Origin of the sequence: Enterovibrio norvegicus FF-33 (assembly GCF_000286835.2) — a bacterium.
Lineage (GTDB): Bacteria > Pseudomonadota > Gammaproteobacteria > Enterobacterales > Vibrionaceae > Enterovibrio > Enterovibrio norvegicus_A.
Genome location: NZ_AJYD02000038.1, coordinates 1,827,204 through 1,847,307, shown reverse-complemented (window position 1 = coordinate 1,847,307; position 20,104 = coordinate 1,827,204). Strand labels below are relative to the sequence as shown.

Below are 20,104 nucleotides of genomic sequence, written 5' to 3'. Positions count from 1 at the left end.
ATTGATTTTGTTTATCTTATTGATCGTTGTTTTATCTAGACAAAGATAGATTTTGATCAAAAAGAAAAGGGCCATCGGATTCGATGGCCCTTTTTATATCGTTCTGCAGCGCTTAATGAAACAAGTGGATTACTCTTCCACGTAGCTTTCAATGCTAGGGCAAGAACAAATCAGGTTACGATCACCGTAGACGTTATCGACACGATTTACCGTTGGCCAGTATTTGGCTGCCTTCGCTTGTACGCTAGGAAAACAGGCTTGCTCGCGGCTGTATGGACGCTCCCATTCTGCCGACATCAGATCAGCTTGCGTATGCGGTGCATTGACCAATGGGTTATTTTCCAGCGGCCATTCACTATCTTGTACTTTTGCGATTTCTTCACGAATAGCGATCATTGCATCACAGAAACGATCTAGCTCTGCTTTGTCTTCACTTTCCGTTGGCTCAATCATCAGTGTGCCCGCAACAGGGAACGACATGGTTGGTGCATGGAAACCAAAGTCCATCAGGCGTTTCGCGATGTCTTCTTCACTGATGCCTGACGCGTCTTTAAGTGGGCGAATATCAATGATGCATTCATGCGCAATACGACCATGTGTACCGCGGTACAGGACAGGGTAGTAAGGGCGCAAACGCTCCATCACATAGTTCGCGCTCAAGATAGCGATCTTGGTGGCTTCTGTTAGGCCTTGCTCACCCATCATGGCGATGTATGCCCAAGATATTGGCAAGATAGACGCACTGCCCAACTGCGCAGCAGAAACCGCGAAGTTTGAACCGTCTTCTACGTGGCCTGGCAAGAAGGGTGCAAGGTGAGATTTCACACCGATTGGACCCATACCTGGGCCGCCACCACCGTGTGGAATACAGAAGGTTTTGTGCAGGTTAAGGTGAGACACGTCAGAGCCAATAAAGCCTGGCGTGGTCAAACCTACCTGTGCGTTCATGTTAGCGCCATCAAGGTAAACTTGACCGCCTGCTTCATGAACCAATTCACACACTTCTTGAACCGCTTCTTCATATACACCATGTGTAGATGGGTAAGTGATCATGATGCATGACAATTCGTTGCGGTGTTTTCCGATCTTCGCTTTCAGATCCGCCACATCGATGTTGCCATTGTCATCACAGCCGACAACGACCACTTTCATGGAAACCATCGACGCTGATGCTGGGTTCGTACCATGTGCAGAGCTTGGGATCAGGCAAACATTGCGGTGCGTGTCGCCACGGCTTTCGTGATAACGCTGAATGGCGATTAAACCCGCGTATTCGCCTTGCGCGCCAGAATTTGGTTGAAGCGACATGGCATCATAGCCTGTGATTTCACAAAGCATCTTGTTCAACGACGTTGCCAGTTCGCCATAACCTAACGCTTGATTAGCAGGAACAAACGGGTGCAATGCGCCGAATTCAGGCCAAGTAACAGGGATCATTTCTGCGGCTGCGTTTAGCTTCATGGTGCAGCTGCCTAGTGGGATCATGCCGTGAGTCAAAGAAAAATCTTTGTTTTCCAGCTTCTTCATGTAGCGCATTAGCTGGGTTTCACTCTGGTGTTTATTAAACACAGGGTGAGTCAGGTAATCGCTAGTGCGACGGCACGTTTCTGGAATAGCGGCGAATTCGTCTGCTTCCACAGAAGAAGCGAAAGGCGCAACGTCTGATTCGTCAGTCAGTGCTGCAACCAGTGCATTCACTTCTTCCAGTGTGGTTGTCTCATCGAAACTGATACTCAGTTGACCCTCTAGCTTGCGCAGGTTGAAACCAGCGTCTTGTGCTTTTTGGAACAAAGCGTCAGTGTCCGAGCCAGTATTCAACGCGATGGTGTCGAAGAAATCATGGTGCGCTAGCGCAACGCCTGCGTGGTTAAATGCTGCGGCTGCCAAAGCCGTCAAATGATGTACACGACGTGCGATCTTCTTCAGGCCTTGTGGACCATGATAAACCGCGTAAAAAGCTGCCATGTTCGCCAAAAGTGCTTGCGCCGTACAGATGTTAGACGTGGCTTTCTCACGGCGAATATGTTGCTCGCGAGTTTGCATCGCCATGCGCAATGCTTGGTGGCCTTTGGTATCAACAGATACGCCAATAACACGGCCCGGCATGGTGCGTTTCAGCTTGTCACGCGTGGCCATAAAGGCCGCGTGAGGACCACCAAAGCCCATGGGTACGCCGAATCGTTGTGCTGAACCAATGACAACGTCAGCGCCCATTTCACCCGGCGCTTTTAACAAGGTTAACGACAGAAGGTCAGTCGCCACAGCAACCAATGTTTTGTTCGCTTGAGCCGATGCAATAAGCGCAGTCAAATCGCGCACTTGGCCCGTTGTGCCAGGGTATTGAAGAAGCGCACCGAAGACATCATGGGTCGCCAGCGTGTCTTCTGCACCAACAACGACGTCGAAACCCATAAATTGTGCGCGAGTCTTAATCACGTCCAGTGTTTGTGGGTGAACGTCGTCAGCCACGAAGAAGGTATTACTTTTGCTCTTACCGCCACGCTTACACAGGGTCATGGCTTCTGCGGCAGCTGTCGCTTCATCCAGCAGTGATGCGTTTGCGAGATCCATGCCGGTCAAATCCATCACCATTTGCTGGAAGTTCAGCAGAGATTCAAGACGACCTTGGGAGATTTCAGGTTGATAAGGGGTATAAGCTGTGTACCAACCAGGGTTTTCAAGCACGTTGCGCAGAATTGGGTTTGGCGTGTGAGTGCCATAGTAACCTTGACCAATAAAGCTTCGCTTAATGATGTTCTTGCTAGCAATCGCTTTTAGCTTTTGCAGCATAGCGACTTCGCTCAGAGCGTCGTCAAGATCCAGCGGCTGAGCCAAACGGATGGCAGCAGGCACTGTTTCTTCAATCAAGTGTTCGAGGCTGGTGGCGTTTACCGTTTTCAGCATCTCGTGCTGATCGGATTCGCGTGGACCATTGTGGCGAGTGGCAAACTCATTGTGAGATTGCAGTTGATCGAGTAGGCGTGATTCTGTCATGACCTGCGTCCTGAATTAGTCTTCGATAGTTTCTAGGTATGCTTCAGCGCTCATCAGATGATCAAGGTTGCTGTCATCTGCGAGCTTGATTTTTGCAATCCAACCGCCCTCGAAAGGTTCTTCGTTAACCAACTCTGGGCTGTCATCCAGATTTTCGTTAACTTCAAGCACTTCGCCATTTACTGGGCCGTAAATATCCGATGCTGCTTTTACTGATTCTACGAGAGAAAAGCCTTCGCCGACTTCTACATCACTACCAACTTCCGGCAGATCGACAAAAACGACATCGCCAAGAAGTTGTTGTGCGTGATCAGAAATTCCAACAGTGACAGTGCCGTCGCCGTTGTCTTTTACCCACTCATGGCTCTTAGAAAACTTCAGGGTTGCATCCATTTTTACATCTCCGTATGAAACGAGTTAATTGTTGTCCGCTATACATACAGCGGAAAATTTGGGCTTCCTTGGTGTTCAGCATTTCCCTCTGAACACCGATAAATTCTTCGTGCTGGTCAGGTTTTTTCACATCAACATCGGTTAGCAAGCGACCACATTGATGGCAATGGCGTTCGTTGCCAACCCGCCTTGGGACGTTTCTTTGTACTTACTCATCATGTCGAGACCCGTCTCGTGCATGGTTTTAATCACGCTATCAAGCGAAACATGGTGACTGCCGTCACCATTGAGCGCTAAGCGAGTCGCGTTAATCGCTTTCACTGCGCCCATAGTGTTTCGTTCAATACAGGGTACTTGCACCAAACCATTGATAGGGTCACACGTCAGGCCAAGATTGTGCTCCATGCCGATTTCCGCCGCGTTTTCAATTTGTTCTGGTGTCGCCCCCATCGCCGCGGCTAATCCAGCAGCTGCCATTGAGCACGCCACGCCAATTTCACCTTGGCAACCGACTTCGGCAGCTGAAATAGACGCATTGGTTTTGTAAAGCGAACCAATCGCAGCGGCTGTCGCCAAAAACGTTCGGATGCCTTCAACATTGTTTGGCGCAACAAACTTGTTGTAGTACGCCAATACTGCTGGGATGACACCTGCAGCGCCATTGGTTGGTGCTGTGACAACACGACCGCCCGCGGCGTTTTCTTCGTTAACTGCCATGGCGTACATATTGACCCAATCGTTGGTGTCCACGGGCAAGCCATCGGTATCTTTCTTTACAATACGATCGTGTAGATTCTTAGCACGTCGTTTGAGCTGTAATCCGCCAGGTAACACGCCGTCTTGTTCAATGCCGCGCTCAATACAAGACAACATCACTTGCCAAATGGCTTCAATGTTTTGGTTTATTGTGTCGATGGTTGCGTGTTTATCCTCATGTTTTGCTCGAGCGAGTTCGTTCACAAACATGATTTGCGCAATCGATTTTTTTTCTTTCTCACAATGTGCCAACAGTTCAACGGCACTGGTAAATGGAAAAGGCGGCTTGAAATCAGAGGCCAGCGCATCCGTTTCACCTTTTTCTACAACAAAGCCTCCCCCAACCGAAAAATAGGTCCGAGAGAGCAGGGCTTCAGCATTCTCACCGAAGGCTGTCAACGTCATACCGTTAGGGTGTTCGGGGAGCACTTGGTCAAAATGGAAGACCAGATCGGTATCCCAATCAAACGGAATAAAACGATGACCATCTAAAGGCAGTTCTTTACTGCCTTTGACCATGGCGGCCAGTGTAGGGATATCGTCTGAGTTGATGCTATCTGGCCATTCCCCCATTAATCCCATCACACAAGCAACATCGGTTGCGTGGCCTTTTCCGGTGAGCGCCAACGAACCATAAAGTTCGACACGCACATTCTCCACATTGTGGAGCCGTTCATTTTCACGTAACGCAGAAGCGAATCGAGCGCTTGCCAACATCGGACCCACAGTGTGGGAGCTTGAAGGGCCAACGCCAATTTTAAACAGGTCAAACATGCTATGACTCATCGCACGTATCCTTGCTTTGTAGGTTAAGCATCACGGATACCGAGGTAATGGTTAGTCCGTGTCATGTGTTGTCGTCCAGTTCTCATTGTTGCCCATTTCAGCCTGTGCTTTGCACATGTCTACTTTGGGTATAGCAAGAGTGGTTTATTATCGTTATTTCGACTTCAACATTTGCGTAACATACAACCCGTATTTGCGTCGTGCAAAACAAAATTTCCTATAGGAAACTCTCATTGTGATCCCGTAGGCAGTTTTGCATTTAAGTTCCTTGATAGAGGCATCAAGAATACCAAGCTTGCGCAAACGTTTGCCTTTTTACTATTTTGCTGAAAAGATTGCAATTAGCATTTACTTGAAAATAAATAATAATCATATAAAACAGTGGCTTGAAATTATTGCTGATTGGGTGGTTATTTCTTGAACTGTCACCTCATTGGACTTAGTCTGAAATTCTGTGCTGAACATCAGTGTTAAGCACACAATGGTGAGAGAGTAAGTTTCCTATAGGAAACTTTTTGTTAAAAATGTTAACTTGGCCGTGTTGAGTAAATCTATTCTCGTGTAAAAATGGCGGCTCACGACAAAGACGCCAACAACGTGCTTGATGAATTGCCAAAGGTGAGGGACGAAAAATGACAGACTCAGATGCACAGGATGTGTATCCGTCAGTAACCATTGAAAGGGCGAGTGGACAAGCTGATGCACATATTGCACCGCTAAAGTTAGGCGAGCGCCTCAAAGAAATTCGCACGAGTAGTGGGCTAACGTTAGAAGAAGCGAGCAAGTTAACCGGCTTGGCGCGCTCAACCTTATCCAAGATTGAAAATGAACAAATCTCGCCTACATTCCAAGCCATGCAGAAACTGGCGGCGGGGTTGAACATTGATATTCCCCAATTGTTTGCGCCACCGAAACAGCGCAAAGCGATGGGTCGTCGTGATGTCACGCGCATGGGTGAAGGCAAGATGCGCCCAACGGGAACCTATGAACATGAATTGTTGGCGTCGCAACTCACCAACAAAAAAATGTTTCCGTTCAAATCACGGGTTCGTGCTCGCACATTTGAAGAGTACGACGAGTGGATCCGTCACGATGGCGAAGAATTCCTATTAGTACTAGAAGGCAGTATTGCTTTCTTTTCTGAGTTTTATGAAGCGATTGAACTGAATGAGGGTGACAGCGTGTATTACGACGCCGCGATGGGTCACATGCTTACCTCGTCCAGTGAACAAGATGCCCTGATTTTATGGGTGACCGCGTCCTGATAGTGTCAGGTGCACACATATTTTAGCCCGTTGATATCTTTAGCTTGCGTACATCTTGAGCTTACAGATAGAGCGGAAATGCGAGAACGTCGGCTGACGCCGTGATCATGGAGTGAAACATGTCTCAGGATCTTTTGAAAACCCCGCTACACGATCTGCACATTGAAATGGGTGGCAAAATGGTGCCATTTGCTGGTTACGAAATGCCCGTTCAGTACGCGTTAGGTGTACGTAAAGAACACATTCATTGCCGTGATAATGCCGGCTTGTTTGACGTTTCGCACATGGGGCAACTTCGCCTTCATGGCGAGAACGCGGCAAAGGCGCTGGAAGCATTAGTGCCAGTCGATATTATTGATCTGCCAGCAGGTAAACAACGCTATGCACTGTTTACCAATGAGCAAGGCGGCTTGATGGATGACTTGATGGTGACTAACTTTGGCGATCACCTGTTTGTGGTCGTTAATGCAGCGTGTAAAGAACAAGACATTGCACATCTACAGGCTAACTTACCTGCGGATGTCACGCTGGAACTGATTGAAGATCGCGCACTGCTTGCCTTACAAGGCCCGAAAGCGGTTGACGTGCTTGCCCGTTTGAACCCTGCTGTGGCAGACATGGTCTTTATGGATGCGGCAATGATGGATCTTGGCGGCATAGAATGCGTGGTGAGTCGCTCAGGCTACACCGGTGAAGATGGCTATGAAATCTCAGTGTCTGCCGATAAAGCCGATGCGTTTGCTCGCTCACTGCTAGCGAACGAAGAAGTCGAGTGGATTGGTCTTGGCGCGCGTGATTCACTGCGTCTTGAGTGCGGATTGTGCCTGTATGGGCACGACATCGACACCACCACCACGCCAGTTGAAGCAAGTTTGCTTTGGGCGATCAGCAAGCCACGTCGTGCCGATGGCGAGCGTGCGGGTGGCTTCCCGGGTGCTGACATCATTCTTGATCAAATCGCCACCAAAGATGTGTCACGTAAGCGTGTTGGTCTCATTGGTTCAAGCAAAGCGCCTGTTCGCGAAGGCGCAAAACTGTTTGATGCCGATGACAATGAAATAGGTATCGTCACCAGCGGCACGTTTGGGCCAACCAAAGGTCAACCCGTAGCGATGGGCTATGTAGCAATAGCAAGTGCAGTGATTGGCACGGAAGTGTTTGCGGAAGTGCGTGGTAAGAAATTGCCGATGACGGTAGAGAAAATGCCGTTCGTGCCACAGCGCTATTACCGTGGTTAAGCACTGCGTGTAATCGGGTCGTTTAACGTTGTTAGCGATGCGGTGAAAATGATATTGCGTCACTTTTTTGCCGCTTTATCACGATGCGTTTAATCTGATTAACGCTTGTCTATTGTTATCTAGTCAAAAGGCCAAAGCCTCGCTTTGGCCTTTTTTCTTTCTTCTCAACACCCTGCGCATATCTCACGTTTTTCACTGAACACAATGTCGGAAAATCTAACGCGCAATCTCAAAACTGGCACTGAGTATGCAACCCCTGTTTTCTGAGTCTTTTGTCAATAGCGAGCGGTAACGACAAACTTAAGAAGGCAAGAAGTTGTGACTCATTACAGAAGAAAGCAATTTTGTAGGCGATTCACGTGATTATGGATTAATGTCTTATAAGTACGACATTAGGGCAAAGGAGAAATGGCAGTATGCTTGCAGAACAACGGGATGAAATTGATAACCCTCTGATCTGGCCAATACTTAGTGTTCTTGAAGCGTCGAATGAAAGCTGGAAAGTCCACTACCTAATGGCTGAACTGCAGAAAAATACCATCATGGACCACTTGGATGATGATCCCCAATTGGACCTGTTCAAGCGTAATTTTCTCATCATGAACGCGCTCTACCAGTTACAAGAGACGTTGCTTCCCAACCAATGGCTTCAAGTTGAATCCATGGATATTCGATTGATGTGGCGTGGAGCAGGGTCAGGTTTTGTCCAACATGAAGTGAATCGCGATGATCCATTGCGAGAATACTACATGGATTGGAAAAACTATGATGCGCAGACGGAAGACGTTCGAGAGCTGCTCAAGTCATTTTGGAAACGGTATCAGCAGCACGTTGGTCACTGCAGCGAAACTACCGTAGAACGGCGCAATGCGTTAAAAGCCTTGGGGTTATCAGATACAGCATCAAACTTAGAGATCCGCCGACAGTGGCGCAAGATGGCGTTGAAGTGGCACCCCGATCGCCCTGAAGGTGATGCTGCGACATTTCGTACTATGTGTGAAGCGTGGCAGAGTTTGCGCTTATAGGTTGGCATTAAACACGATGCCCAGCGTAATGATTACAGTGCGCTGGGCTTTTTATTGGACATTTTTCGGCTCTTTGCCGCCGAGAGTGTAAACAACACTAGCGTCAGCAAGATAATTCCGCCCCCGATCAATACATTCTCACTCGGTACTTCTCCCAATGCCATCCAAACAAAAATCGGCCCAAGAATTGCCTCTAACAGCATGAAGAGATTGGCATGAGCAGCAGGAAGGTATTTCGGGCCAATGGAAATCAAGATAAAGGAAACAGGCACAACACCCGCACACAAAATGAGAATATATACCCACTCTTGCTGCGTCAGCGAAAAGGGCTCTGCACCTGCTATCAGCGCAATGGTCGCTGTACATAGTCCGCCAAAGATCAGGAACAATTGAGCATTTGCGCTTTTACTTTCTCGCAGTACCACAAAATAAGTGGCCAACATCAATGCAGTGACTAACGCCATCATATTGCCAAACGACGCGTTCGGTAACGCCTTCCCATAAAAAACAAACACGATGCCAAAAGTCGCTGCAACGATCGCCAAGAGAGTTCTTGTGTCAATTTTTTCTTTTAAAAACACAAACGCAAGCGCTGCGCAGATCAACGGGCTGACATTGATAATAATAAGCGTGCTGGCAACTTGAGTGTGTTCAATCGATAAAACGAAACACACCGTGGAGAGAGAGAATGCCAAAGACCCGATCAGTAAATTTTTGGAAGGTTTTTTCAGTGCTGTTAGCGATTCTTTGGGGTTACGGACAAGTACAAATGCCGTAATCACTATTGCAGAGATCAGGCCTCGCCAGAAAAGCAACGTCCAACCGGATGCCTCAATTAATCTGATCAACAGACTATCGACGCTGAGTATGGAAATGCCAATTAGCATTGCCATTGTTCCTTTATAAATGGGTGTCACTTTTACCTCTTCATGAGTTCCGTCTCTGTGCCAATCCAATGTGCTCGCGGCAAACTCTCGTACTGCTCATGTTTGGATATTTTTTGAGCGTTACTCAGTTATGACGTGATTTATCGATAAGTGCAAACAGGCTTTTGCTTTTTCTCACTTTATCAACGGTCACTAGCGGTCTACGCTTATGTGATAGCGGTGTCACCATTTCGAGACTTTGGAGACAAAATGAGATCGATTCGCCACATTTTCTTCGCATTAATGGGGTTTATTCTCGTTCTTGGCGTGTTAACTATATTTGCAAACATACGCTCAGAAGCACTTTCGGAAGACATCAACAAAATCTACGAGAAACGCTATGAACAATATGCGTTGGCGACGGAGTTGAAAAACAGCTCCGAATTACTCACACAGTTTGCGCGAAATTATGCTGTTACATCGAACAATCGTTGGCGTTACTTGTTTGATAATGTGAAAGCGGTACGTGATGGGCAGCTCCCGCTTCCTGAGAGTTTCAATTTTGATTATTGGGCCCAGTTGTCTGATCCCAACTATGAAGTGCAAGCCCCTGATATTCCAATTCGTCCTGATTTCCCTTCTTTACTCGGTCGCATGCGCGATTCGGGGGTGAGTGAGGCGCAAATGTCGTTTTTGACCCAAGCACTTTCTCGATCGCAAGAGCTCATTTCCATTGAGCAAGAGGCAATGAATTTGATCCAAGGGAAGAAACGCACGGCTCGTGGTATAGAGCGTGTCATTCCCGATCCTGAACTTGCACGACAAATGTTATTCGGGCCGGAATATATCCATGCAAAAAACAAAATCATGGGGCCTATTGGCGCATTTTATGATGCCATTGAGAAAAGCTCACATGCCGAACTAGATCGACTGGTTCAGCAACGCGCAAACATGGATGGTGTTGCTATTTCGATGGCATTTTTGTTGATTGTGACAGTGGGAATGTCCACCGTCCTGTTATGGTATCGATTCCTCAAACCGCTAGATAACATTCGCCGCGTTATTGTTAGCAAAGTGCGTGACAAGCAGTTCGAATTCAAGCTGGATGTGGAAAGCCAAGGCGAATTGAAAGACCTTGCTGCCGCACAAAATGAAGTGTTGGCTGAAATTGCTCAGAGGTTTGAATTCAGTCGTCAAATTAAAGCGTTTTCAGATCTTATCCGTGGTTGTTCCGATACCAAAGACCTTGGCCTTCAAGTTGCGAACTTCTATTCACAACGCCTTGAGTTGCCTTATGTTGCGATCTACGTTCTCCGAGGAGAGAGGCTGAATTTGGTGGGCGGTGTGGGTGTTGATGAAAAAACGGAAGAGATGGACGTAGAAGCCGTCTCTTTCCATCGCACCATTATGCTGACAAAAGAGTTTCTGCGGATCAGAAACGACAAAGACAAATTCGCGCTTACGTTACCTGCTGGTAAGTTGATGTTGGAAGAAATGTATTTCATGCCCCTTATTGTTAATAACGACATGGTCGGGGTGTTGGAATTAGGGTCTGTACGTACTTTCTCCGACAAAGAAATTGATTGGCTGTTAGAGGCGCAAGAAGATTTGGCTGTGGGCATTCAGCTCACAATAAACGCCGAGCTACAGCTCGAAGCGGAACACCGTGTTTCTGAGCAGTTGAAGCTCAACCAGCAAATTATTAATGCGATACCAAACCCTACCTACTTTAGAAACACCGAAGGCTATTACATCGGCGTCAACGACGCGTTCACTGACTTTCTTGGCCTTTTCTATGTCGATGTCATGGACAAAACACCGTCGGAGCTATTTACCGAAGATGTCGCCACCATGTTCGATGAAAAAGAAAAAACACTGCTCGAAAACCCAGGCTCAAGCGTCTATGAGATAGAACTTCCGAATGCCAATGGCGATGTCCGTATCTTAACGGTGTACGAAGCCACTTATTACGGCGGTGATGGAGAACCCTTGGGTGTTGTGGGCATGTTCGTTGATGTTACCACTCAAAAACGCCTCGAATCCGATTTGATTGCCGCGAAAGACCAAGCCACAGAAGCCAGTAAAGCCAAAGGGGAATTCTTGGCGAATATGAGCCATGAAATTCGTACTCCAATGAATGCCATATTGGGTATGTCTCACTTAGCTTTGTTAACGGATTTGAATGACAAGCAACGTAACTATGTCGGCAATATTGAAAAAGCGGGTAAGTCGTTGCTTGGCATCATCAATGACATTCTCGATTTCTCGAAAATTGAAGCCGGTAAGCTCTCGGTCGAACACATCGGATTCCGCTTTAGTGAAGTGCTGGACAACATCAGCAACATCATTTCAGTCAAAGCGAAAGAGAAAGAGCTGGAGCTCATTTTTGATATTGACCCCGACTTGCCAGATGACCTCGTGGGTGACCCGTTACGCCTAGGACAAATTATTATTAACCTGACGGGTAACTCCGTTAAATTCACCGACAGCGGCGAAATTATTATTCGCGCTAGAAAAGTGACCGAATGCGATGAAATTGTCGAAGTGCAGTTCGACATTCAGGATTCGGGGATTGGCATGTCTGATGAGCAATTGGGACGCCTGTTCCAGTCATTCTCTCAGGCAGATGGCTCTATCACGCGAAAATACGGCGGTACAGGGCTTGGTTTAACCATTTCAAAAAGCTTTGTTGAATTGATGGGCGGGCGAATTTGGGTCGCGAGTGAACCCGGAAAAGGTTCCACGTTCTCGTTTACCATTCGTTGTGGTCGTAGCGAATCCAGCATTAAAGAGCAGGTGGCTAAAGCGACCGTGCTCAATGATAAACGTGTGTTGGTTGTGGATGATAACCAAGCGTCACGAGACATCATGTATGCCTTGCTTGATAACCTAAATCTGCGCGTGGCAGCCGTCTCTAATGGTGAAGAAGCCGTGTTCGAAGTGCAATCTGCCGATCAAAGTAACGATGGCTTTGATGTCGTGGTGATGGATTGGAAAATGCCGGGCATTAATGGTGATGAAGCCACGATGCAAATCCATGAGTTACAAATCAATAAAATGCCGAAAGTGATTCTGGCTAGTGCCTATGGTGAAGATGCAGGGCTGATCGGTGACGACGTACAAAACTTGTTTGATGCATCGCTGGTAAAGCCTATCAATCCATCTTCCCTATTTGACGCCTTGATGGGAGCATTTGGTAAAGAAGAGCTTAAACTTCTTAATAGCCGTGACGTGCATCAAGATGTTTCTGAAGAAATAGACTTCACAGGCGTAAAAATACTCCTGGTAGAAGACAACATGATCAACCAAGAAGTCGCCAAGGGTATTCTTGAGCAGTTTGACCCAGTGATTGAAGTGGCAGACAACGGCCAAATTGCACTTGATATGGTGCAGGAGCAACACTTCGACATTGTGTTGATGGATATGCAGATGCCTGTGATGGATGGGGTGACGGCCACCAAGAAAATTCGAGAAATTGAGTCATTGGCGGGGCTGCCGATTGTCGCCATGACGGCTAATGCCATGGAACGAGACGTCAAGCAGTGTAAAGAAGCAGGCATGAATGATCACGTATCTAAGCCGATAGATGTGGATGAGCTTCTTACTACCATCCAACGGTGGACGACAGCGTCCAAAGAGGTGGTGAAATCGTCAGTCGTGCTCAATGTTCAAAAGGTTCAAGATGAAATTGATGTTCAGATTGCAGACATTGATCCACTGGTTCTTGATGCCAATGAGGGGATTAACCGTATTGGCGGCAATTCGAAAGCCTACTGGAAAGTCATGGGGGCATTCACAGATACGAAATTGGCCGTGATTGATAAAATCCGTCAGGCACTGGCTGATGAAAATCGAGAAGATGTTGAGATGTTTGCTCACTCTTTGAAAGGCGCTGCTGCCAATGTGTCTGCAAAAGGCTTAGCTGTTCTTGCCGGGAATCTTGAAGATCAAGCAAGCACAGATCTGAAAATGGATGCCAGCCTGATGGACAAAATCGAGGCGTGCTTAAAACAAATAAAAACCTACATTCCGGGTGAAAAAGAGGAAGAAGCGAAGCCCGTGGAAGCCGGTTTTGCGGGTTATACGCCAAGAGAGTTCCGTATTGAATTGGAGCAACTTAAAATCTTGCTCAATAATTTTGATACGCAGGCGGTTGATTTTATTACAGGTATCAAACAAAGCTCGAAAAGCATGGACGTTAACCTTGAGCCCGTTGAAGACGCCATTCGTAAGTTCGAATATGAAATTGCAGCGAAGAAACTTGAGGCGGTAATTGAAACCCTGGGTGTGGATGAAGAGGAAAACACGCCGACATTGTTCTAACGTTGTTTTGGTGAGTGACAGGTATTGCTGAAAACAAAAAGGCCGTTAGCAGATTTAGCTAACGGCCTTTTTTCATTCATTGTGTTCAGTGATAGCAACAAGCACTAACAAGAATGATCGAGTTTTATTTTGCCAGTGCGCGGCTACGGAGTTCGAAAATGAGCTTCTCAGCACTGCATTCAAACTTAAGCTTCACGGTCAGTGGGTTTAACCCCCACTCTGCGTTTTCATCGAGGTCATGAATCACTGCGTCATTAACTTCTTTCGCCAGTGACAGGTAAGCACGAAACTCAGCCATGGCGGCTGTTTTGTCCGACGCAAAGATTTCAACTTCAGCAACGTCATCGCCTTCGCTGATCACGTAACCCATTTCTGCGGTCACGCCGCACGCATCACATACTTGATATTCTTCCTGGCTCATTGATCACTCTCTCGATGATGGGGATGAGGATAGTCTTTCGACTTTTCGTAATATTACTACATTTAACGCCTCGGTTTGTAGGGTTTTTTATTGGATTATCGAGAGGAAATGAATCAACCAGTCGAATTCAACACAATAAAAAACGGGCCCAAAGGCCCGTTTAGATGCTTGATCTAAATAGGGTTAGTCTTCCCATTGCACCAGTTTATCAGCAGGCCATACCGCACCGACATCATGGTATTTCTTTTCAAGCAGATGACGACGGATTTTCAACGTTGGTGTTAGTAATCCGTTTTCAATACTCCAAGGCTCTTTGATCATCAACACACCTTTGATTTTCGCGTGTGATTCAAGCTCCTTGTTGATGGTCTCAATCACTTTCGTCACGCGACGCTCATAGCGCGCGCGATCAAAGTTAGGGAAATCATGGGGGAGAGCCAGAAGAACAGGGCCAGGCATGCCTGAGCCAACCAAGCACATCATTTCAACGTTACTGAGTTCAAACAGCCGCTTCTCAATAGGCACAGGGCTAACAAACTTACCTTTGGCTGTTTTGAACGTGTCATTCTTACGCCCTTGAATAGTGAGGTAACCCTCGTTATCAATATCGCCAATGTCACCGGTATGCAGCCAGCCATCAATGATGGTTTCAGCACTGGCTTCTGGGTTTTTGTAGTATCCAGCAAAAAGCCCCTGACTTTTCACAAGGATCTCGCCATCAGCAGCAATTCTCATCGCAACACCCGGGCCGGCATTACCGACGGTACCGATTTTGTCTTCTCTGAATGGGTAATTCAACGTGCTATAAGCGAACGACTCCGTCATACCCCATGCTTCAGTAATGTGTAACCCGAGCTTTTCATACCAGCTCAGCAGTGCTGCTGATACTGGTGCAGAACCACACCCCAGCACGCGCGCTTGGTCCAAGCCAAGGTTCTGCGCGATCTTCTTTTTAATTAAGCCAGAAACCACAGGGATCTTGAGCAAAATGTTGAGTTTCGCAGGAGGCAGTTTTTGCTGAATACGTTGCTGAAACAGCGTCCATAGACGCGGTACAGAAATGAACAGGGTCGGGCGGTGCATTTTGACATCATCAATAAAGGTATCGAGAGATTCAGGAAATGCAGTGCAAATGCCGGACATCATTGCTGTGCCAAGAATGTAAACACGCTCTGTAATGTGTGCGAGTGGCAAGTAAGAAAACAGGCGTTCGCCCTCTCGCATACCAATGCTATTAATCAGTTGTTGTGACGACCAAGCAAAACCACCGTGAGTCAGCATGGCGCCTTTTGGTAAGCCAGACGTACCGGAGGTGTACACGATAGACATTAAATCGTCGTCTTGATGCTCTGGGTTCACTTCAGCTCGGCTATGTTGAGCAATCAAATCACCCCAGTCGTAACCGCAATGAATGGTGGGATAAGGGAACGCTATAGTGGGAAGCTTGCTACGGATTTCTAGGGTCTCTTTCAGCGCTTTTGTGTCGTCCAATTTACCTACAAACAACAACTTTGCTTCTGAGTGATCGAGACAATGCCCAATGGTATCTGCGCCCGCGGTTGGGAAAATGGGGACGCTGACATAACTTCCTAGCATCAAAGCAAGATCGGTGATGAACCACTCTGCGCAGTTCTTCGAAATCAAGCCGATTTTATCTCCAGGTTCCAGTCCCATACCTCTCAGGGCAGAAACGATCCTCAGAGCTTGGTCAACAGCATCAGAGTAAGTGAAGTCCTTAAACTGACGGTTGATGATCTGGCGAAGAAAGATCTCATTCGGGCGTTCTTCAGCCCAGCGAAGAGCTTGTTGGTAAGGTTTTGGTTGAGCCATAAAGGACCCCGTATAGCTGTAGGGAATAGAGTAATAGTTATAATTCTATGTTATCGAAGTGTTAAATTAAGGATTTCTATGTGCTTAGGTCAAGAGATTCATTTAAACACTTGTTCAAATTTTGATGCAGGTAACGCTCGCTGCATTTTGTTCACGTATTGTTAACATAGAATAGCATTTTGCTTTCAGTACGTTACAGATTCATGTTGATACCCGCCCTCAAATCTAACGCTGTTCACGCTTCTTGGATTTTCGAACGTCTTTTGCTCATAAAGTGTACACATGTACTATCTTTAAGATCGTTAACTTAAGGGTAGGTGGTCGGTAAACTCTTTCGTTTTAAGCGTAATCAAGCTCTACGGTAATGCGACATAAATAATAGAAGCGCTTGCAGCAGTAGAACTGATGTCTTGATTGTTACAGGTGATTGAAGCCAAGAAACAGGGATAAGACCATGCCAAAGAGAAGCAAAGAAGATACTGAAGTCACGATAAGAACGATCCTTGATGCGGTGGTTGACCAATTGGTTACGCTTGGATACGACAAAATGTCATACACAACACTGAGTCAGCAGACAGGCATATCTCGTACAGGGATCAGCCATCACTTTCCAAAGAAAACCGATTTCATTACACGTCTAGATGACAGGTTACTGAACATATTGATCGATAGGTTAGACCTAGAAGGCGATAAGCGTACATTCATTGAGAGCTGGCTAACCGCACTTCGATCTGACAACCGCTTTACTGCCGTTCTCCGCCTCTTCTTTCTTCACTCCGTTTCTTCGGAAAATGCAGTAGAGTTCACTAGCCATGCCAGCCGAAAATTGCATGATGTGTGCTGTAATCGCTATGGTGAAGAGTTCGAAAAAGAGTTTGAATGGCTGCTAGGCAAGTCGCTTCTTACCATGGCCTGAATTGCCAAATAGCTTGACTTTTAAAGCGCCTATATGGGCGTTTTTTTGTGTCTTATGGAGACTGATAACGTTCATTTTTGTCAGTAAGCGTGCGCATTTTTGATCTGAAACATTAAAAGGTTAAAAAACGTTTAATCATTCAAATAAACATTGTGTAGTTAAAAATTAATTGAATAATGGAGATTCTGAATCTGAGTATTCCGTATCACCCATTTGCCAACGAGATTTTTCATGAGCAATTCACTAGTACTGGTCCTCAACGCAGGCAGTTCCTCCCTTAAATTCGCATTGATGGATGCACAATCTGGCGAGGCGATATTATCTGGCCTTGGCGAGTGCTTCGGTCTTGACGATGCGCGCATTAGCTGGAAACGCGAAGGGCAAGACAAGCAAGAAGTTATGCTTGAGCAAGGTGGTAGTCACCACGAGAAAGCGGTGGGAATCATCGTTGAATTGGTCGAAAACATGGATGTTGGCAGCCAATTGGTTGCTATTGGTCACCGCGTCGTTCACGGCGGTGAGAAGTTTGCTACTGCAACGCTGATTGATGAAAGCGTAGTCGCTGAAATTGATGCACTGAGTGATTTGGCTCCGCTTCACAATCCAGCAAACGTCATGGGCATTCGTGCTGCCATGAAGGCTTTCCCAAGCTTGCCACAAGTTGCAGTGTTCGATACCGCGTTCCACCAAACTATGCCGCAGAAAGCGTTTACGGGCGCTATCTCAAACGAACTTTACACAGAATACGGTATTCGTCGCTACGGCTTCCACGGCACTAGCCACTACTTTGTTAGCCGTGAAGCAGCAAAGGTATTGGACAAGAAAATTGAAGACACCAACGTTATTTCTGTTCACTTGGGCAACGGTGCATCGGTGTGTGCTGTGCGCAATGGCGAATCGGTAGATACCTCAATGGGCTTCACACCGCTAGCTGGCCTGATGATGGGGACACGCTCTGGCGACTTGGACCCAGGTATCATCGAGTTCTTGCTGAAAAAAGGCTGGAGCCAAGAGCAAGTGTTCGACACCTTGAACAAGAAATCGGGTTTCCTAGGTGTATCCGGACTAACGTCTGATGCACGCGGCATTCTTGAAGCCATGGATAACGGTCACGAAGGTGCAAAACTGGCTTTTGAAGTGTTCACCTACCGTGTTGCTAAGTTCATCAGTTCTTACATGATCACCCTCGACAGCCTTGATGCCATCATCTTTACGGGCGGGATCGGTGAGAACTCACTGCCAATTCGTCGTGAAGTGCTCAAGAACCTAAGAATTTTGGGTTTTGTTGAAGACGAAACGGGTAACGAAGCAGCGCGCTTCGGCAAAGGCGGCATGATTGCAAAATCTGACCTCCTGGATGCTGTCGTGTTGGTTATCCCAACGAACGAAGAATTCGTGATTGCATCGCAAGCTGTTGAGTTCACGAAGTAATCAATCCATGTCGCGTTGAGTTAAGAAAAGCCGCTGATGAGAGTCAGCGGCTTTTTTGTGTTCTCCAAGCTCTACATGTTTGAAGGTGGTCAAATTTATAGAGTGAGAAGCCACTCGATCCATTTAGCGGCATCGGGCTAAAAATAAATGTCACTTTTCGTCGTCTTTTCTCGTTTGTCTTCGTCTTATAGGTAAAGAACACGTAAACGCCACGCGTATTTCATGTGGTGATTTTATGTCACTCATTACTGAATATAAGAAAGATGACGAAAAAACGAGAGAAAATATTGGTAGGCACGCTTGGAGGCATCCGCCGCGGTATTGAAAAGGAAACCATTCGGACAACGCCTAAAGGCGCATTGGCGAAAACCTTACACCCTAGAACCTTGGGTTCTGCTTTAACGCATCCGTTTATCACCACTGATTTTGCGGAAGCTCAGCTGGAGTTGATCACGCCAGCCTACACAAACAAAAACCAGATGTTTGACTGTTTGTCCTCATTGCATCATTTCGTTGCGGGCGCATTGCCAAAAAACGAGTTGTTATGGGCGGGTAGCTTGCCGCCTGTATTGCCAGCAGACCGTGACATTACGTCCGCACAATATGGTTCCTCGCACTCGGCGAGGATGAAAATGCGTTATCGCCAGGGTTTGGCGAATCGCTATGGCAAGCGCATGCAAACTATCTCGGGAATCCACTACAACTTCTCGTTGCCAGAAGTGTTTTGGCAGGCGATGCACGCGCATGAAAAGAGTGAACGTTCTCTTGCAGACTATGTGTCTGAGAAGTACTTCCACCTAATCCGAAACGTGATGCGTCACGGCTGGGTGATTCCGTTTTTATTTGGTGCATCTCCTGCGCTGGATAAAAGCTATTTGGAAGGGCGAGAGCATCAACTCGAGCCAATGGGCGATCACTCGTTTTACCTGCCGTGGGCAACGTCGTTGCGGTTGAGCAGTTTGGGTTACACCAACAGTGAACAATCGAAATACCCAATCAATTACGACGATAAAATGGCGTATTTGAAAGGCGTTTCAGCGCTGTTGGCGATGCCGAGTGAGAAATACCGTCATTTGAACGACAATCAGCAACTCAACACCGCCATTTTACAGCTTGAAAACGAACTCTACGGCTCAGTGAGACCGAAAGTCGTGAATGCAGAATTGCGTCCATTGGAAGCCATGTGTCGTCATGGTGTGGAGTATGTTGAGCTTCGCACGGTAGACAACAATCCCTATTTGCCGCTCGGTCTGAGTGAAGCCCAGAGCGATTTCCTCGATCTCTTCCTCACGCATTGTGCGCTCGCGCCGAGCCCATCGTTAACCCGTGAAGAACAATTAATGATTCAACAGCGTGTTGAATTAGTGACAACAATGGGAAGAAAACCAGACATTATGCTGCCGACGGTCGATGGTGACGTGTCGCTTGTTGAATTAGGAGACGCGCTATTAGGTGCGATGGATGATGTCGCCGCCTTGTTTGATAGCGGTTTCAACACGCAGGCGTATTCGTTGAGCCTTTCGTTGGAAAAACAGAAGCTGTCCGATATGTCATTAACGCCTTCTGCGATGATGCTGGCCGACATGACAGCTAATGACATTGGTTATCGTGAACTGGTTCAACGATTGTCTGAAGGGCACATGTTGACACACAGCGCGTATCCCGTTTCAGCAGAGACCGTCGGTCAGCTCAATGATCTTGTGACGAAGTCACTCAACCAGCAAGCCGAATTGGAGCATGTGCAGGAATTGTCATTCAGCACATTCTTGACCAAGAAAACAGCCATCACGTGTGATTGCTAACTGTGATTGCTAACTGTGATTGATAACTGTGATTGATAACTTCGGCTACGAATACGAA

The 20,104-nt window shown here is 47.0% G+C and carries 13 protein-coding genes; 7 read left to right on the top strand and 6 right to left on the bottom strand.

Features of this window, described 5'->3' with window-relative positions; translation table 11 throughout:
* Positions 1-129: 129 nt before the first annotated feature.
* From gcvP to A1OO_RS16415, 3 genes are all read right to left on the bottom strand, one after another.
* Positions 130-2,994 (bottom strand): aminomethyl-transferring glycine dehydrogenase, encoded by a 2,865-nt coding sequence (gene gcvP / locus A1OO_RS16425; RefSeq protein ID WP_017003716.1) that lies wholly within the window; start codon positions 2,992-2,994, stop codon positions 130-132.
* A gap of 15 nt (positions 2,995-3,009) precedes the next feature.
* A complete protein-coding gene (gene gcvH, locus A1OO_RS16420) occupies positions 3,010-3,387 on the bottom strand; it encodes a glycine cleavage system protein GcvH (protein WP_016962520.1) in 378 nt (125 codons plus the stop codon).
* A gap of 141 nt (positions 3,388-3,528) precedes the next feature.
* Positions 3,529-4,929 carry an L-serine ammonia-lyase gene (locus tag A1OO_RS16415; protein ID WP_016962519.1) on the bottom strand — a complete coding sequence of 467 codons (1,401 nt, stop codon included), beginning with the start codon at positions 4,927-4,929 and terminating at the stop codon, positions 3,529-3,531.
* 632 nt (positions 4,930-5,561) lie between these two features.
* On the opposite strand from A1OO_RS16415, the gene A1OO_RS16410 reads away from it, so the two are divergent.
* The 3 genes from A1OO_RS16410 to A1OO_RS16400 all read left to right on the top strand — a co-directional run bounded on the left by A1OO_RS16410 (position 5,562) and on the right by A1OO_RS16400 (position 8,457).
* On the top strand, positions 5,562-6,194 hold the full coding sequence (locus tag A1OO_RS16410; RefSeq protein WP_017003715.1) for a helix-turn-helix domain-containing protein: 633 nt from the start codon (positions 5,562-5,564) through the stop codon (positions 6,192-6,194).
* Between the two features lie 119 nt (positions 6,195-6,313).
* Positions 6,314-7,432: a glycine cleavage system aminomethyltransferase GcvT gene (gene gcvT / locus A1OO_RS16405; protein WP_017003714.1), complete on the top strand. Its 1,119-nt coding sequence runs from the start codon at positions 6,314-6,316 to the stop codon at positions 7,430-7,432.
* A 416-nt stretch (positions 7,433-7,848) separates the two neighbouring features.
* Entirely contained in the window at positions 7,849-8,457 is a 609-nt protein-coding gene (locus A1OO_RS16400; RefSeq protein WP_016962516.1) for a DNA-J related domain-containing protein, read from the top strand.
* Positions 8,458-8,489: 32 nt separating this feature from the next.
* Here the strand turns inward: A1OO_RS16400 and A1OO_RS16395 are convergent, their stop codons facing one another.
* Complete coding sequence (locus A1OO_RS16395) at positions 8,490-9,344, bottom strand: DMT family transporter (RefSeq protein ID WP_016962515.1); 855 nt, start codon at positions 9,342-9,344, stop codon at positions 8,490-8,492.
* 249 nt (positions 9,345-9,593) lie between these two features.
* Here A1OO_RS16395 and A1OO_RS16390 point away from each other — a divergent pair, with 249 nt between their 5' ends.
* Complete coding sequence (locus A1OO_RS16390; RefSeq protein WP_017003713.1) at positions 9,594-13,646, top strand: hybrid sensor histidine kinase/response regulator; 4,053 nt, start codon at positions 9,594-9,596, stop codon at positions 13,644-13,646.
* Positions 13,647-13,770: 124 nt separating this feature from the next.
* On the opposite strand, the gene A1OO_RS16385 is transcribed toward A1OO_RS16390, so the two are convergent.
* Positions 13,771-14,067, bottom strand: a complete 297-nt coding sequence (locus A1OO_RS16385) for a DUF406 family protein (RefSeq protein WP_017003712.1) — start codon at positions 14,065-14,067, stop codon at positions 13,771-13,773.
* 183 nt (positions 14,068-14,250) lie between these two features.
* Complete coding sequence (locus A1OO_RS16380; RefSeq protein WP_017003711.1) at positions 14,251-15,897, bottom strand: AMP-binding protein; 1,647 nt, start codon at positions 15,895-15,897, stop codon at positions 14,251-14,253.
* 454 nt (positions 15,898-16,351) lie between these two features.
* Here A1OO_RS16380 and A1OO_RS16375 point away from each other — a divergent pair, with 454 nt between their 5' ends.
* The 3 genes from A1OO_RS16375 to gshA all read left to right on the top strand — a co-directional run bounded on the left by A1OO_RS16375 (position 16,352) and on the right by gshA (position 20,046).
* Positions 16,352-16,813 (top strand): TetR/AcrR family transcriptional regulator, encoded by a 462-nt coding sequence (locus A1OO_RS16375; RefSeq protein ID WP_016962510.1) that lies wholly within the window; start codon positions 16,352-16,354, stop codon positions 16,811-16,813.
* A gap of 231 nt (positions 16,814-17,044) precedes the next feature.
* The gene (locus A1OO_RS16370; RefSeq protein WP_017003710.1) at positions 17,045-18,244 is read left to right on the top strand and encodes an acetate/propionate family kinase; all 1,200 of its coding nucleotides are present in this window, start codon (positions 17,045-17,047) and stop codon (positions 18,242-18,244) included.
* Positions 18,245-18,507: 263 nt separating this feature from the next.
* A complete protein-coding gene (gene gshA / locus A1OO_RS16365; RefSeq protein WP_017003709.1) occupies positions 18,508-20,046 on the top strand; it encodes a glutamate--cysteine ligase in 1,539 nt (512 codons plus the stop codon).
* Positions 20,047-20,104: the final 58 nt, after the last annotated feature.

Excerpts from the sequence above, each read along its gene's own strand:
- gcvP (WP_017003716.1), bottom strand. The coding sequence starts at position 2,994 with ATGACAGAATCACGCCTACTCGATCAACTGCAATCTCACAATGAGTTT.
- gcvH (WP_016962520.1), bottom strand. The coding sequence starts at position 3,387 with ATGGATGCAACCCTGAAGTTTTCTAAGAGCCATGAGTGGGTAAAAGAC.
- A1OO_RS16415 (WP_016962519.1), bottom strand. The coding sequence starts at position 4,929 with ATGAGTCATAGCATGTTTGACCTGTTTAAAATTGGCGTTGGCCCTTCA.
- A1OO_RS16410 (WP_017003715.1), top strand. The coding sequence starts at position 5,562 with ATGACAGACTCAGATGCACAGGATGTGTATCCGTCAGTAACCATTGAA.
- gcvT (WP_017003714.1), top strand. The coding sequence starts at position 6,314 with ATGTCTCAGGATCTTTTGAAAACCCCGCTACACGATCTGCACATTGAA.
- A1OO_RS16400 (WP_016962516.1), top strand. The coding sequence starts at position 7,849 with ATGCTTGCAGAACAACGGGATGAAATTGATAACCCTCTGATCTGGCCA.
- A1OO_RS16395 (WP_016962515.1), bottom strand. The coding sequence starts at position 9,344 with ATGCTAATTGGCATTTCCATACTCAGCGTCGATAGTCTGTTGATCAGA.
- A1OO_RS16390 (WP_017003713.1), top strand. The coding sequence starts at position 9,594 with ATGAGATCGATTCGCCACATTTTCTTCGCATTAATGGGGTTTATTCTC.
- A1OO_RS16385 (WP_017003712.1), bottom strand. The coding sequence starts at position 14,067 with ATGAGCCAGGAAGAATATCAAGTATGTGATGCGTGCGGCGTGACCGCA.
- A1OO_RS16380 (WP_017003711.1), bottom strand. The coding sequence starts at position 15,897 with ATGGCTCAACCAAAACCTTACCAACAAGCTCTTCGCTGGGCTGAAGAA.
- A1OO_RS16375 (WP_016962510.1), top strand. The coding sequence starts at position 16,352 with ATGCCAAAGAGAAGCAAAGAAGATACTGAAGTCACGATAAGAACGATC.
- A1OO_RS16370 (WP_017003710.1), top strand. The coding sequence starts at position 17,045 with ATGAGCAATTCACTAGTACTGGTCCTCAACGCAGGCAGTTCCTCCCTT.
- gshA (WP_017003709.1), top strand. The coding sequence starts at position 18,508 with ATGACGAAAAAACGAGAGAAAATATTGGTAGGCACGCTTGGAGGCATC.